Here is a 14,433-nt window from a genome sequence, read left to right as displayed (position 1 = left end):
CGTACGCGGGGAGAAACCATGGCCACAAAATGCGCCATAAATGGCCGCCAGTGGGGAGCTTACGATGGCCGTCGACACCGCTGTAAGTCGCAGGGCGGTGGCGGATCAGCGGAACTGTGTGCGCTACATTTCCCTTCCGCGTCGTCTCTGGTCGAGACGGCGATGGATGGGGGCTCGCCGAGATGTTGTCACATGACTTCAGGCGGGCCGCTCCCTGATCGTGTGCCTGGCCCCCCAGAGTTGGGCGCACTCGACCCACCTGGCTGGTACTGACGACCAGCCGGGTGGGTCACCCCCGGGGGGTGTGCTGAGTGTTCTCCTCTTACCGCTTGGGTCCAGGGAGCAGCGGCCGGGAAGGTAAGAGGTGTCCGAACTCTGCTCCTCCGCGACAGACTTCTAGTCGTGGATGTACTGCACGTCCGATTCCTTGTTCTTCTTTTCCAGATAGGCGCCGAGCATCCAGATGAGGTTGTCGGCGCGCGAGTAGTTGCCGTCCGGGGTGATGGCAACACCGATCAGTGAATATTTGAGGAAGTAGCGCAGGGACTGGTTCCGGCTTCCGATCAATGTGCAGAGACGATCGACGTTGGGTTCTACGGTGTCCCGGAGTTCGGGAACCCAGAGACGCAGGAGCCTGGTGATGTGGCGGTCGGGTTTGAACCCGTTCCAATGCAGGTTGCGGAGGAATTCACTGGCGAGGGGGTAGCCCATCCCGGGAAGGTCTCGATCGCGGGGCGTCATTAACAGGATGTCGGTGTCGATGTGTTTATCGCCTGGCCAGCGGCGTGGGGGCGCGATCAGGTAGCCGGCGAGGCACATCATCAGATGCTCGTTGTCGAGCGGGTGGTCGGCATCGGCTGCGAGGTCGACGACGGCGCGGGCGATGGCGAGGATCTGGCCGTAGTAGTTCGGCTGATCGGTCAGCAGCTTCGCCCAGCGGATGATTGCTTTCGCATCGCCGGTTCCGCTCTGCCCGCTCAAATGCTCACGGAGGTCAGCGAGCGTCAACGTCCCGTCGAGGACGGCGGTGTGCGTCTTTTCGGGGTCGAAGCCGTAGAGAAGTCCTTCGAGGTGCTGGTCACGGACCTTGACGAAACTCGCCCAGTTCCGGGAGTTGCTGCCGAGGGCGTTGACTGCAGCTTTGAAGACCTGTTGGTTGCTGTAGGTCTGAGTGAGGGGGTTGTCCATCGCTTCCTGATCGAGGTGGCGTACCGCGTAGTCGAGGAACTGCGAGGAGGTGGCTGCATCGGTGGGGAGGCGGTAGTGCCGTTCGATACGTGCTCTGACCTTCGGGTTCGAGAACAGTTGTTCACCGACCAGGTCGTAGTCCAGTTTCTTCACCACTGTGCCCTTCATCGCCCGAAACGGATTGCGGGAGGCGCTTGCTTGTGTGGCCGATGTCCCGCCGAACTGTGGATCGGCCTCAGTGGCAGATTGGTTACCGCGCTGATCTTTCTTCGCCAGCCTCCACCGAGGTGACCGACTATCGGCCTGGTTCTATTTCGTACGGTTTTCGGCAGTGGACCCTGCGGTCGACGCGAGTTCGAGGGCTTGGTCTCTTCCCTGATCGGTGCCGAGCAGAGAACCTGGCCGATAGGTGACTTGCACGATCGTCTGCCCCACCCGCGATGTCACCCAATACATCCGGAAGGTGGGGAGATCGGTCAAGCGCACGTGCGAGGTGCCGGTCTGCCGGGCAACCGATTCCTCGCCGACGGATGCATCGAACATCTCCTGTGTTTCGGCGTAGGTGTAACCCTTTGAGGTGAGGACGCTCTGCCAACTCGTGCAGCGGCCCACGAGATCGCGATACGAGGCCAGTGCTGCGGTCGCTGCCGCCGCATCGGGGTAGACGAAGGCTTGACTGCTGATCGTCTCCACTTCGGCGGCAGCATCGAACGTCCATGACGCGCCGGCCATGTCGGTCATGCCCGCACTGCGCAGGATCCACGATTGATTACTGCACTCCGGCTGCGTCGTTTCCTGGAGCTCCGTGGCTTCCGGGTCGGTATCCGATTGTGGTGTCCAGCCCGCACCCGGTAATTGCGCTGCGGAAAGGAGCAGATTCTGCGCAGAGGGCGGCGTCGCGACGGGGACGGACAACGAGTTCGTTGCAGAGGCCGGCGCAGAGGTTGTCGTTGGCGAGGGAATCGTCGACGAGACCGTCGTGGGCGAGGGCTCTGTAGGGCTCTCGGCATAGCCGCCCTCCGAGGAGCAGGCCGCGAGCAGCGACATCACCACGAGCGCAGTCGCAGCGGCACCGATGGAGCGTCCGCTGCGATCGCGGAAGGCGGAACGCGTTGGCAATGCGAGGCGTCTGAGCACAGTCGGAGTGTAGACGAGCGGCCCAGCTGACCGATTGTGCTCAATCACCATGAGGGAAAGTCGGTCGAAAAACGGTTGAGTGAGATATTTTCGACAGATGTTGTTCGGTTATGCGCGAGTCTCCAGTGCAGATCAGAATCCCGCTCACCAGATCGATGCGCTGGCGCGGGCGGGCGTCGAGGCCGAGAACATTCATCTCGATCATGCCGGCGGTGCGAAAGCCTCACGCCCGCAGCTCGACGGGGTTCTGGCGCGGTTGCGGGGTGGGGACACGTTGGTGATCACCCGCCTCGACAGATTGGGGCGCTCGGTACTGCATCTGATCACCCTCGGGGCGCAGCTGCGCGAGCGCGGGATCGAGTTGAAGGTCCTCGAACAGGGAATCGACACATCGACGGCGGAAGGGCGGGCGATGTTCGGGATGCTGTCCGTCCTCGCCGAGTTCCAGCGTGAGCTGATTGTGGCAAACACGCGGGACGGCTTGGCCGCAGCGCGGGCACGCGGCCGAAAGGGCGGGCGTCCGCCGAAGCTCACCGACGATCAAATCGCACTTGCTCAGCGGCTGTACGACGCCGGAGAGAACACGGTCGCGCAGATTGCTGCGATGTTGAACGTGCCGCGCACGACCGTGTACGGCCACCTCGACAATAACAAGTCGACTGCGACCCCCACAGTGCATCCGCTCGGGGAAAAGCTCCTGAATTCTGTTGCGGTAGTGCGAGTGCCGCGCACTTGTCCGACGTGTGGGTACGAGCCGAGTACGCGAGCGGAAGCTGCTCATCAACGCGGCGATCTGGCAGTTGCTTGGCTCCATCCGAATGCCGACGATCCGAGATCGGTTGTCATCCGATCGCACTGTCACCATTGCGAACCGGAGTCGCCAGCTTTCGACGTCGCGTGCCAGGTGTGTGGGGACGGGCCGATCCTCGCCGGCGATTTCGCGCAGGCAGCCCAATGCGGTGGCGATCTTCCCGCCCCCGTTGCACACTGGCTCCTCGAGAGCGGCTGGACCGTGAAGCCGTCTCTTCTGTGCCCGGACCATGCACGCGAGGTCGCCCGATGATCGAATCGGCACCACAACTTCCTGAACAACGGGAAACACTCGACGGCGACGCTCTCGCCCACGCACTCGCGGCCATGCGGACCGTCCTTGACGGTGCCCTCTCAGGGGTCAGTGGCGCACGCGACGTCCTGCTCGCCACACAGGCCGGGGGTGACTTCGAGTCGGGCCAGGGGAATGGCGGCGAGATCGCCCTCGATTTGTATCTGGCACATGCTGCGGCGGATCTGCGCACCGCATTGTCGCTGATACGCGATCAGTTACGAGACGGACTCTGATCGAGCCCCACAGATCGAGTGCGAGCGTATGACACGAGAGAGCGGAACGACCGAGAGACCGGGGAGTCGCGGCCAGACGGCAGGCGCAGAGGCATCGCGGGTCAATACTCGACTCGGCCTTCCTTCAGCCAATCTTTCCAACTCTGTTTTTGGGTGGTGTTTCGACCTGAATGACCGCCGAGTGGGTTGACCAGCGCGCATTGCCAGCATTCATACGTCAGCTGGGTAGCAGGTACGTTCTGTTGTGCATTGCACCGCGGACATAGTGCGGTGTGGGTTCCCGGCGGTGCAGGGGGGTGGCCGGGGTTGACCAGGATTGCTGCGAGTATTCCTATCGGCCCGAAGAAGAATCCTGCGAAGAAGAATCCGAGTTGGCTGCGGTTCTTCTTCGCTGCGATTGCTCCCGCGATTACTCCGAATACCAGCCAGATCACTGCCGCTGCGAACAGGATTCCAGCTATGTCGTTACTCATCTACACTCCTTGTAACGTACTTATATCCCGCCCGCGGTATTTGTCTGTGAAGAGCAAATCGTAAAAACTGCTTCAACAGCAAAGTCCTGTTCGGGGGTGAGGGAGGGTGAAATTCGATGAGGTCCTGGAAACTCTAGTTCGACCGAAAACTTGCTGTCCATCCTCTGAACGACTGACAGTGAAACGTGTCTACGCAGATCGAGTTGTCCTCCTAGTGCACATATTTCGGCTGATCAGCGCGACTGATGCCGTGCCCGGGTCCGCGCCGCACCTGCGTTTTCACCCCGCATGAAGGGCCGACGATGTCGACGTTCGTGCCCACCATTGCGATAGGGGAGCCTGCGCACCGGGCGGTGCTATTCCGGTGATCGCATTCGCACCGCGAAACGGGTGTGCGGGTGATAGCGGTTGCTAAGGTTTCTGTAGCCGGTATCGCCTTTGTCGGAGATCTCAGATTCTGTCATCGGTTTCGACCGGGTGTACTGGCGTCATTACCGCGCATTTTTGGGGAAATGCGAGGGCTGAACTGTTTCGCAGCGTCGGTGAATGGACTTTTGAGGAAATGTCAGCACTCTTCCAATGCTGGTACGAGGTATCCCGGAGGCAGTGTGGGAAGCGGTAGTTGGGAGTCGTCTGCGGCGCGTTCGCGTTTTCAGGCGGCGTGGTTCGGTGTCCTTCTTCGGCACAGTGTCAATGTGCTCTGTGGGGTGGTGTATCTGAGCTTTCCGCCGCGCACGGGGGTGGGTGTGGCGGTCGCCGTGGTGTTGATCGGGTGGGGTTCGTTTCGTCTGCTGACACGGTCGATGACGTCATCGACCGTGGTGTGGGCGGATTACGTGCTGGTTGTGGTGGTGGCGGTGACGATTCCGTCGACGACCGAAGGTATCGACGTAGTGTCGTCGAACTCGTTGCCGTTGGCGGTGTCCGGGAGTGCGGTGTTGAGTTTCGCGTTCTCGCAGCGGCATTGGCAGGCTGTGTTGGCTGCGGTCGGTATCGCGGTGGCGTTCGCGGTTGGGTTGTCGGGCGTGGTGGGTGTGGAGTCGCCGTGGACGGTGTTCTGGCCGTACTTCTTCCTCGTTCAGTGTGGGATCGGGATTTTCCTGCGGCAGTTGGTCGAACGCGGCGCACGAGCAGCGGATGCGGCGGGTGAACAGCTCGCGGAGACCGAACGAGATGTCGCGGTCGCGCAGGCGCGGCGCGAGTATCAGCGTGAACATTGGGCGACGGTGCACGATACGGCCGCGGCGACGATGTTGATGATCGGGCACGGTGTGCCGTTGACGCAGGAGCGGGTACGTCGTCAAGCCGCTCGCGATCTGCAGGCACTTCGGTCGGCGCCGGCACTGGAGTCTGGCGAGCAGATAGATCTTCGCCGGATTCTCGACGACATCGCCGTGGAGCCAGGACTCGCAGTCTCCGTGACCGGGGCCGAGCTGGTGCGGGTGTCTGGGACTCTTGCTCATGCGGTAGCGGGTGCAGTCAGGGAGGCATTGACGAATGTCGAGCGGCATTCCGGCACTCGGGCAGCATCGCTGGTGTTGCGCGAGTCCGGGGTCGACATCGTCGATGCCGGCACCGGATTCAGCGCAGCAGATGCCGCCGATACCGAGGGTTCAGCGTCGACAATGGGTCACGGCCGCGGGATCGCCGAATCCATCACCGGGCGGATGACGCGGGTCGGCGGCTCAGCGCGAGTCGAATCCGCTCCGGGAGCTGGGACGAGAATTGTCCTGGACTGGGACACCGAGAGCGCCACGGTTGCAACGGAAAGCGTCGCAGGTGATGCCGCGCGGGTGTGGGAGCTCTCCGATCCTGCCCGCCGCGCGTTTCGGCTCAGCCGCGGGTACGGGCTGGGTCTGGTCGGGGTAGCTGTCATATTGACGACGTTGATCCCGGTGCGCTTGTACGGACCCGAGCTCGTCACCGAGCCCACACAAATGGTGTTGATCGGTGTTCTGTTCGTGGTCATCGTGTTGGGGGCGTGCACGGTCACGGGGATGGCGGTGCCGCGGTGGGTGAAGGCCGCGGGATTCGCCGCGGTGTCGGTGGTGACGTTCGTTCAGCCGTTCACCACCGACGATGCGTTCGGCACGGGGGAGCATTGGGCGTTCGGGATGACCGGATGGGTGTTGCTGCCGCTCCTGCTCACATCGCCGGTGCGAATGATCATGGCGGCGTTGGTGTTCTTACGAGTGGTCACCGCCGCGGCGGCGGTGATCGGTGGCGAGATGAACGCGGGAACATTCGAGCTGTTCGGGTACAGCCTTGCCAGTGAATTGGCGGTCCAGATGATTGCCGGGTTCTTCGCCACTGACCTGCGCCGCACCGCACGGTTAGCAGCGGAGGAGTCCGAGGCACAGTCCGCGTTGATCGCCGGCCAGGAGATCGCGGACCGCGTGCAGGCCGATTATCGGAGCCGTTATACCGCGCTCGAAGAAACCACGGTGCCGCTGCTGCGGGCCCTCGCGGAGGGATCGATCACCGCCGATTCCGAAGGGGTGCGCGCGCGGGCAGCGGTCGAGTCCGCTCGGATGCGCCGATTGTTCCTGCACGCGGACGGGCAACTGCAGCTTCACCCGCTGGCACGCGAGATTCAGGATCTGACCGCGCTGGGGGAGAGGAACGGGGTATCGGTGGTGGTGGAGATACCACCAGATCTGTCCTCGGTCGACGGGCAGGTTCGAAGCAGTCTTCTCGCGGTCCCGGCACTGGCGGTCGCTGCTGCCCGGGAGCATGCCCGGATCGTGGTCACCGAGACCCCGGAGCTTCAGGTCAGTGTCGTCGCCGACTGCGACCCCACCCGCGTCGACGATCTGGAAGCGGTCGAGACGACGGGGATTCAGGTGCGGGTCGAGTACGACGAGGGCCTGGTGTGGGTGCAGGCCACCGCCACGCCGACATCGGCGCGGGCCGTACCGCTGTCGGAAGTTGCGCCGTGAACACCGTCAACCGAGGGCGAGTTGCCCGCCACGAGAGGACCATTCGATGACCGCACCTGAACTGACCGACATCACTGTCGCATTGATCGACGACCACGACGTCGTGCACGAGGGCCTCGCGTCATGGTGCGCCGGCGCGACCCCACCGATCGCGGTCGCCGGACGATACCTGCGGCCGACAGAATTTCTGCGCGATCGAGCAGGTGGGCAGGGTATGCGTATCGATGCGGTGGTGTTGGATCTGCAGTTCGGGGACGGCTCGCCGCTGCCCGCCTTGGACATGGTGGGCACCCTCACCGACGCCGGATACCGGGTCATCATCTACTCCATGCGCAGTGACGCGGCGACGATCTTGGACTGCCTCGACAACGGTGCGGTGACGTATCTGACGAAATCGGAAGGACGTCAACATCTTGTTCCCGCGATCGAGGCTGCCGTGACCGATCACCCGTATATGTCGCCGAGTATGGCCGGGGCGATGTCCGCGGACACCAGGGCATCGCGACCCAAGCTGACCGAGCGGGAACGTGAAGTGCTGATCCAGTGGTTCCGGACCGAATCGAAAAACTTTGCCGCCAAAGCCCTGTACATCACCGCATCCACCCTGGCCACTCATCTGGGGCGGGTGCGCACCAAATACGCTGCGGCCGGCCGGCCGGCGTCGACGAAAGCGGCACTCGTCGCCAGGGCGCTGCAGGACGGGATCATCAGCATCGACGACCTTTGAGAGGAACAGTCTCTTGCGACTTCGCCGGCGATCATGTCCCGGCGATGGAAAGTTCATCCAAACAGATGACAGCGCACCCCATGCCTCCCGCTGTACCATCTATCCAAAATTAGAATGAATTTACTTCAAGATGAACCGGTGCGAGACCAAAGACAGTATTTTTGGAGCGTCAGAAGAACGAGAATGGAAGATTCTGCAAAAGTAGTAGACCGCAAGGTTTATTGCTAGGTGATTGCATTTAGTTTCCTGCTTGGTTGGACTTGCCGAACGTCGCTAGTTTTAGGGAAAATCGAATCCGGATCCCTGGAGAGTGGGTATGCAAATGGAATCGGGTACCAGGCGGATAACCTAACTAAATCCTAGTCGATTCTGCAATCGAGTGAGTGAGGCCCATGTGAAGCGTGTTCTAGGTTCCATTTTTTCTGTATTAGTTCTACTGCTCGGAATTGTTCCGTTCCTAGCGATGAGTACTGTTGCAGCGCAACCGAGCTGTGCGCCTGTCGCATTGGTTCCGATCCGAGGATCTGGAGAGGGGAGGGCGGGATCTGGAGAGGGATCTGAAGGACTAAAGTATTACGGTTCAAACGTGTCCAATGGATATGAAGGCCCGACGCTCGCGAAACTACTGACTGCATTCTATGACCAAAATCCAAGCCTCGCGAATACCCCGATCATCGAGGTAGATGAGCGTTATCCGGCCACGGCTGTAAACGCAGGCGTCGAGGCAGTCGTACCTAACCTGCAATCGAGCCCTGTTTACAGCTCATCCCAGACTGGGGTCAATGCAACCATCGCTGCGACATCGCGCTTTCGGTTTCACGACAGCCGAGGCTGCAAGAGCACCAAGTTCATTTTGATCGGCTACTCGCAGGGCGCCATGGTTGCAAGAGATACCGCCATGACCATCCCCTCGCTGATTGCCGGCGTGTACTCGGTGGGCGATCCGTGGCAGAAACCGAACGCCAGCAATGTGACTGGTGACGGGCGTGGAGGCCGTGGCGTGTTCCATACAAACTATCCGCGCGCTGGTGCGGCTCGCGATGCATTCTATTCAGCTGCTTATGCGAAACATTCGTTATGCCACGCGAAAGACCCCGTCTGCGACTTCGCGGGGTCGACATGGACAGCTTTTAATGACGGTCCTCATCTCAACTACTTCAACGGATCGGAAGTCAGCACCGAAGCGTCGGTTTTGGCTCGGATGGTGTCGGGAGCAAGTACAGCACCACCCGTCGGAACGTCCGCGCTCAATGTTGCATTCGTTGTAGACACAACAGGTTCGATGAGCCCCTACATCGCAGACGCCCGGGCAAACATCACCACGATTTCTCAAAACGTGCTAGGCACGAGTCCTAACTCCAAATTTTCGTTGGTGGAGTACAAGGACTATGGCGACCCTTTCATCGCCAAGACGGTCGTTCCCCTGACCGGAAACGCTGCGGCACTTGATAGCGGCATTCAGAGTCTGGGCGCAGATGGTGGCGGCGACTATCCCGAATCTGTTTTCTCGGGTGTCGTCGAGGGCGTACGCACCCTACAGGGTGCCGCGGGCACGTCGGCGGTAGTGATTCTGCGAGATGCCCCGCCGCACGACCCTGAACCGTGGAGCGGCCTCTCCAGCGACTCCTTGAGGAGGATTCTCCTGGGTGTCGATCCCGTACCAAGCGCCGCGGACAGCGCCGCACGCGCGATCAATGCACGGACAATCCCTTCAGAAGACCGCGAACAGGGCCCAGGGGCACCAGTTGACAGCGCGGTCACTCGGGTTGCCCCGCCAGTGGCCTTGTCCGCTCCTGCAGCAGACGAGGTGCCGAGCTATCCGTCGACCATCCTCTATGACGTCAATGCAGGGGGTGCGAGTTCCGACGTCATCGGCTCGATCGTCGACGCAACGGGAGGGCGAAACTTCGGTATCGGCACACCAGGGGACGTTACAACATCGATTCTGGACGCCGTGGACGATGCTGGCGAAGCCCCCGCAGCAGTATTGGGTGCTCTGCCCACTATCACCGCCGGCGAGGAGACCACACTTTCCGGTATGGCCTCGGTAGGGGTCGCTCCGCTTAGTTTCGAGTTCGACTTCGAAAACGACGGCATCGTGGACGCAGTGAACGTGGACGGATTTGCAGGACATGTGTTCGAACGCCCGGGGGTATACACAGTGATCCTCACGGTCCGAGATCCGCGAGGTAGGTCGTCGACGACATCGATGGAAGTGAACGTCGTTGCCGACAACGAGAACCCGCAGGTTCCTATCGATGAGGTGCCGACTGATCCGAGCTCGCCTACCTTCGGGTCGAGTGGATCGGGTGACGGGTTCACCTTCGGCTCCTGATCGCCGACGCATCGCCCCAGATCCCAGAGATACAGGTGAGACCCTGATCTGCATTTGCAGGTCAGGGTCTCACCTGTCTACAGACGACCTCAACAACTTGCCAACGTCACCCGTCGGCCGCTCGTGTCGCTGATCTCTAGTGACAGATGCTTGCTCGACAAAATCAAATATCAGAAGCTCATAGGTGTATCGGGATATCTAGCCGATAACATAGATTATGTCAAGTAAACTTGACAACGAACCGGTGGAAAGGGTGTCTGTGTGTGGGTGGTCCGCCGCGGCTGGCCTCTTATTGTTGGTGTTGGAGGTGGGTGCGGGCGAGGGTGTAGGCGGCGGTGAGGTCGTTTCCGCGGTAGCGGTGGGTGGCGAGGGATTCTACGAGTGGTGTTGCATTGATGGCGATGCTGGTGATGTTGGTGCGAAAGAGTGGTATGTCGGTGTAGGAGTCGCCGTAGGCGATGACGTGGTGTGGTTCGATGTTGTGGGTTCGTGTCAGGTCGTCGACGATGTGCACTTTGTGGTAGTCCTCGAGGACGCCGGAGTCCTCGAATGGTGAGCCGATGGGGTTGTGGCTGGCGAAGACCGCTGATGGTCCCCAGGCGGTGAGTCGTTGCACGAAGAACAGCGGAGACATCGAGATGACGACGAGTGTTTCTCCGCGGGCGATGATGTCGGCCCACACCGGTTGCAGGTTGTCGATCCACGGTGAGTTGTGGAAGACCTCGTCGATGATGTCGTCGGTCAGGTTCTGCCATAGCGGGTGGCTGCGCCGGTGGAATTCGGTGTTGCTGAGTTGACCGGCGGCGGAGAGCTGTTCGAGTTCGTCGATTGCTGGTAGTGCTCCGGTGTGGCGGGCTAGTTCGATGGAGGCGCTGGTTCCGGGCAAGATGGTCCCATCCATGTCGAATACGTGCAGGACGTTCACTGCAACGCCCTCCCGGTGATGTGCTTGTGCAGCACGCTCAGTGCGGTGTGGACAGCGGCGACCTTCACTTCGAGGCGGGTGCCGGGGAACACCTCACGTCGGGTCGTGATTGGTCCGGATCTGAAAAATGTTGCCACGTACACTGTTCCGACCGGGTCGTGGTTGTTGCCGCCGGTGGGGCCGGCGTATCCGGTGATCGCTGCGCCGGCTACCGCCGCTGCCGTGTCGCTGGTCGTGATGTGCCGGCGTAGGCCGTCGGCCAGTGCTGCGGTGACCTCGGCGCTGACCGCCCCGTAGCGGGCGGTCAGGGCAGCTGGTACACCCAGGCCGGTCGATTTGGCGTCGGTGTGATAGAGCACAAACCCCCGCTCGTACACTGCGGAGACTCCCGGGACTTCGGTCAGTGCGGTCGCCAGGAGTCCACCGGTCACGGTCTCGGCGGTGGCGATCCGTATTCCTGCGCGCTGCGCTGCGGCGACGACATCAACGGCGGCGGCGTGCACTGGTTCGGGCAGTATCGACTCGCCGCCGGCAGCGATCGTGGATGGGGTCTGGTTGGTGTGGGTGTTCATCGGGGCGCTCCTGCAACGACGGTGGTGAGGGCCGCGGCGAGGTCGGTGGCGGCCTGGGCGGGGTCGGCGGCGGTCACTATTGCCCGGCCCACGATCGGAAAAATGCCTGAGACTTGGTCGACGACGTCGCCGAGCCGGTCTAGTCCCGTGCCGCCGGCCCCGATCCCGGGAACAAACAGGGTCGGGGAAATCCCGGCGTCCGCGGCGGCGGCGATCACGGTGTTCAGCGCGTCGGTGGCTGGTGCGATGATGTTTGTTTCACCATGTGCCAGCGCGAGTCTGGTGATCTCCGGTAGCACGTCATCGGCGACCCACCCGCCGGTGGAGATCGTGTAGTCGTCGATGGGCAGCAGCCCACCGACGAGCGGGACGATACCCCGTTCACGTAGCCGCGATAGGTACTCGCGTGCGGTCTGCGGCCCGGCCAGCGGGAAGATGATGGCTCCGGCGACCCCGGTACCGGCCAGCAGGTCGGCGAAATGCCGTGCGTTACTGGGGACGTCGAGGCCTGCCTTTTGGTGGTCGTAGATGATCGGCAGGTCTGAGGCTTGCCTGATCAGGTCGACTGCGCCGCGTAGCCCGAGTTCAAGGACTGTGCTGTGGCCGAGTTTGTATGCGACGACGCCGTCGACGCCGGTGGTGGCAGCGACGACGTCGCGCACCGCAGCGCTGGTCGGCAGGTCCAGTGCCGGAACGATTCCATAGCGGTGGCCGGGGAAGATGTCCTCTACTGGGTGGTGATGCTGCGGGGTGGACGGAGTTGAGTGCTCGGGCGGCGTGCTGGATGTAGACATGGATATACCTCACAAAAGGGGGTTGCGGCTGACACAGTGCAGGGGTGCGGGGCGGCGACCGTTGCGGTCGCCGCCCCGCGGCTCGATTGACCGGACTGGTTCTAGGCCGGTACGGTGTCGCTTGCGGGCGCGGTAGGGGTGCCGTCGCCGAGGACCGGCGCGTAGTACGCCGTGGGGACGGTGCGTTCGCTGCGCTCGATGAGATCCTCGAAATTGGTGTTGATCAGCAACTGGCCGTTACGGAAAACGGTCTGCAGCAGGTTCTCTCCGTCCGCGGCCTCTTCTTTGCGGATCGTCGCATACTCCCCGTCGCGCTGCACCAGCGCCAACCGGCCCCGCTTGGAGCGTTTCTGGGAGTCTGTTCGGGGTTCTTTGTACACATCGACCCACTGCCCATCGATCTTCGCTGCACTGGCCTTCTGCGCGAACCCGAGCGAATCGCGGTTGATGTACTGCAGGAGGCCGCCGCCGATACCCAAATACACGTTGTCCGCCGCCAAGCCCCGACGATCGAGTTCGCGGTAAATGCGTGTGAGTGAATCCAGTGTCAAACCATCACCTTGGGCAGCGCGGATGTAGTCGGGCAACACTCGGTAACCTTTCGAATTGACCTCACTGCCGAACTTGGCGATCAACCCCTCAACCGTATCTGCGGTGACCTGAACAGGATCACCCGAATCAGGACGGACCAGCACGGTGCCCCCATGGTTGATGACCTGGTCTTTGAGTTGGGTACCGAAAATCTCGCTCACCGCATGCTCGAGGTCATAGGAGTCCGACACCGCGACCACGAACGGCCACCCGCGATACTGCTTGAGCAGATTGGCGTGGGCGTCTGCTTCATGGTCGCGGCCCCAGGCGGTGACGGTGGTGTGTTCGGAGTTCGGCTGCGAGATCGCCGGGTTGAGAGCGTTGTAATACTTGGTGGCGGCCAGCGACCCCGAGATCGTATTGGTCTGCCGGAAGTTCACCAGATGAGCCAGACCACCCAGGGCCGCGGACTCCTGCGAGCTGACCCCGCGGGCACCGTAATCCTGCAGCACATCACGAAGGATCTCGGGATGATCAGAGGTCTTCTCCAGCGCTTCTCGAATCAGCTGCTTGGCCAGCCAGCTCGTGGTCGCGACCGACGTCGGATACCAAATCGACCGCAGCAGCGCGGTCTCGAAGAAGCTGGTAGCCCAGAAATACTTGGGATCAGTGTTCACGATCTGCACCAAAACATTTCGGATCGGAAGGACCGTACCCTCGGGGACGGCCTCGATCTCCACCGGCAGATATCCCCCGTGATCGTTGACGATGCCCAACCAGCCCTCCCGATTGAACGGAATCTGATGCTGACGGGTAACGATCTCGGCCTCATCGATGTCATCGATGGTCAAGGGCCGCAGCAAGTGTTGCTTGATGAACGCTTGCACACCAACGAACAGATGGGCCGGGAACGGCCCGCCCCGCGACTCGATATAGCTCGAGATGTACTCAGTCCCGGCCGGATACAGATTCCAGTGAGAGTGCTTATAGGTGTCGGTGTTGAGGATCAAATTATCGAAATTGGACAGAATTCTGGACATGGCTGTACTCCACAAGTGATCAGAGGGGTCAAGGAACGAACGACTCAGAACACCTCAGCGACAATGACCAATAGCCAGTGCCGCACTAGGATTCATGCAGCACTTGCATGAACAGAAGACCACACGCATGAGCCCGACACTACGCCGAGACCCGCAACCCCCACCGATTTACGATCACCCAGATTCCTTCCAGACACGCCGACTTTTGTCGGGAGGCGGGAGTGTCCGATTAACGGTGGATCCGACCTTGATGTCGGTTAGTTACGGTTCGGGGTGATGCGTCCTTCGAAGGTGATCGCAAACGCATTGAGCGCGGGCTTCCACCTCATTGCCCATCGTGCCTTACCTTTCCCTGTCGGAGATATTGTCAAATCCTGTGGATGAGATTGTTTCAGGCGACCTCCGATCCGGTGCTTGCGGGCTCGACTGCCCCG

At 61.5% G+C, this 14,433-nt stretch carries 12 protein-coding genes and 1 pseudogene; 5 read left to right on the top strand and 8 right to left on the bottom strand.

The window, feature by feature from the left end; all coding sequences use genetic code 11:
- Nucleotides 1-396: 396 nt before the first annotated feature.
- Nucleotides 397-1,356, bottom strand: coding sequence for a hypothetical protein (locus R4P70_RS32030; RefSeq protein WP_317833723.1), 960 nt, complete (start codon nt 1,354-1,356; stop codon nt 397-399).
- A 141-nt stretch (nt 1,357-1,497) separates the two neighbouring features.
- Nucleotides 1,498-2,325, bottom strand: a complete 828-nt coding sequence (locus R4P70_RS32025) for a sensor domain-containing protein (RefSeq protein ID WP_317833721.1) — start codon at nt 2,323-2,325, stop codon at nt 1,498-1,500.
- Between the two features lie 97 nt (nt 2,326-2,422).
- On the opposite strand from R4P70_RS32025, the gene R4P70_RS32020 reads away from it, so the two are divergent.
- Entirely contained in the window at nt 2,423-3,388 is a 966-nt protein-coding gene (locus R4P70_RS32020) for a recombinase family protein (protein ID WP_317833725.1), read from the top strand.
- Complete coding sequence (locus R4P70_RS32015) at nt 3,385-3,663, top strand: hypothetical protein (RefSeq protein ID WP_317833719.1); 279 nt, start codon at nt 3,385-3,387, stop codon at nt 3,661-3,663. Before R4P70_RS32020 ends, R4P70_RS32015 begins: the two co-directional genes overlap by 4 nt.
- Nucleotides 3,664-3,764: 101 nt before the next feature.
- Here the strand turns inward: R4P70_RS32015 and R4P70_RS32010 are convergent, their stop codons facing one another.
- Nucleotides 3,765-4,136: a hypothetical protein gene (locus tag R4P70_RS32010; protein ID WP_231783646.1), complete on the bottom strand. Its 372-nt coding sequence runs from the start codon at nt 4,134-4,136 to the stop codon at nt 3,765-3,767.
- A gap of 608 nt (nt 4,137-4,744) precedes the next feature.
- Between R4P70_RS32010 and R4P70_RS32005 the strand changes: the two genes are divergently transcribed.
- The 3 genes from R4P70_RS32005 (at nt 4,745) to R4P70_RS31995 (ending at nt 10,137) form a co-directional block, all read left to right on the top strand.
- Nucleotides 4,745-7,075, top strand: coding sequence for a hypothetical protein (locus R4P70_RS32005; protein WP_317833716.1), 2,331 nt, complete (start codon nt 4,745-4,747; stop codon nt 7,073-7,075).
- A 46-nt stretch (nt 7,076-7,121) separates the two neighbouring features.
- Nucleotides 7,122-7,802 (top strand): response regulator, encoded by a 681-nt coding sequence (locus tag R4P70_RS32000; RefSeq protein WP_283569716.1) that lies wholly within the window; start codon nt 7,122-7,124, stop codon nt 7,800-7,802.
- 586 nt (nt 7,803-8,388) lie between these two features.
- Nucleotides 8,389-10,137: a cutinase family protein gene (locus R4P70_RS31995; protein ID WP_317833713.1), complete on the top strand. Its 1,749-nt coding sequence runs from the start codon at nt 8,389-8,391 to the stop codon at nt 10,135-10,137.
- Nucleotides 10,138-10,426: 289 nt separating this feature from the next.
- Here R4P70_RS31995 and R4P70_RS31990 read toward each other — a convergent pair whose 3' ends face one another.
- From R4P70_RS31990 to R4P70_RS32830, 5 genes and pseudogenes are all read right to left on the bottom strand, one after another.
- A complete protein-coding gene (locus R4P70_RS31990; protein WP_317833711.1) occupies nt 10,427-11,062 on the bottom strand; it encodes an HAD-IB family phosphatase in 636 nt (211 codons plus the stop codon).
- Nucleotides 11,059-11,634, bottom strand: coding sequence for a nicotinamide-nucleotide amidohydrolase family protein (locus tag R4P70_RS31985; RefSeq protein WP_317833709.1), 576 nt, complete (start codon nt 11,632-11,634; stop codon nt 11,059-11,061). Before R4P70_RS31985 ends, R4P70_RS31990 begins: the two co-directional genes overlap by 4 nt.
- Nucleotides 11,631-12,428, bottom strand: coding sequence for an orotidine 5'-phosphate decarboxylase / HUMPS family protein (locus R4P70_RS31980; RefSeq protein WP_317833707.1), 798 nt, complete (start codon nt 12,426-12,428; stop codon nt 11,631-11,633). The genes R4P70_RS31985 and R4P70_RS31980 overlap by 4 nt, the downstream gene beginning before the upstream one ends.
- 101 nt (nt 12,429-12,529) lie before the next feature.
- Entirely contained in the window at nt 12,530-13,999 is a 1,470-nt protein-coding gene (locus R4P70_RS31975) for a nicotinate phosphoribosyltransferase (RefSeq protein WP_317833705.1), read from the bottom strand.
- Nucleotides 14,000-14,256: 257 nt separating this feature from the next.
- Nucleotides 14,257-14,433: pseudogene (locus R4P70_RS32830) on the bottom strand (IS256 family transposase); the annotation flags it as partial.

This window comes from Rhodococcus sp. IEGM 1241, from assembly GCF_033142365.1.
Lineage (GTDB): Bacteria > Actinomycetota > Actinomycetes > Mycobacteriales > Mycobacteriaceae > Rhodococcus_F > Rhodococcus_F erythropolis.
Note: the sequence above shows the minus strand (reverse complement) of the source record. Positions and strands in the feature narration are given on the sequence as shown.

What these genes read in the sequence shown, in the direction of transcription:
- R4P70_RS32030 (WP_317833723.1), bottom strand. Translation starts at nt 1,356, where the DNA reads ATGAAGGGCACAGTGGTGAAGAAACTGGACTACGACCTGGTCGGTGAA.
- R4P70_RS32020 (WP_317833725.1), top strand. Translation starts at nt 2,423, where the DNA reads ATGTTGTTCGGTTATGCGCGAGTCTCCAGTGCAGATCAGAATCCCGCT.
- R4P70_RS32015 (WP_317833719.1), top strand. Translation starts at nt 3,385, where the DNA reads ATGATCGAATCGGCACCACAACTTCCTGAACAACGGGAAACACTCGAC.
- R4P70_RS32010 (WP_231783646.1), bottom strand. Translation starts at nt 4,136, where the DNA reads ATGAGTAACGACATAGCTGGAATCCTGTTCGCAGCGGCAGTGATCTGG.
- R4P70_RS32000 (WP_283569716.1), top strand. Translation starts at nt 7,122, where the DNA reads ATGACCGCACCTGAACTGACCGACATCACTGTCGCATTGATCGACGAC.
- R4P70_RS31985 (WP_317833709.1), bottom strand. Translation starts at nt 11,634, where the DNA reads ATGAACACCCACACCAACCAGACCCCATCCACGATCGCTGCCGGCGGC.
- R4P70_RS31980 (WP_317833707.1), bottom strand. Translation starts at nt 12,428, where the DNA reads ATGTCTACATCCAGCACGCCGCCCGAGCACTCAACTCCGTCCACCCCG.
- R4P70_RS31975 (WP_317833705.1), bottom strand. Translation starts at nt 13,999, where the DNA reads ATGTCCAGAATTCTGTCCAATTTCGATAATTTGATCCTCAACACCGAC.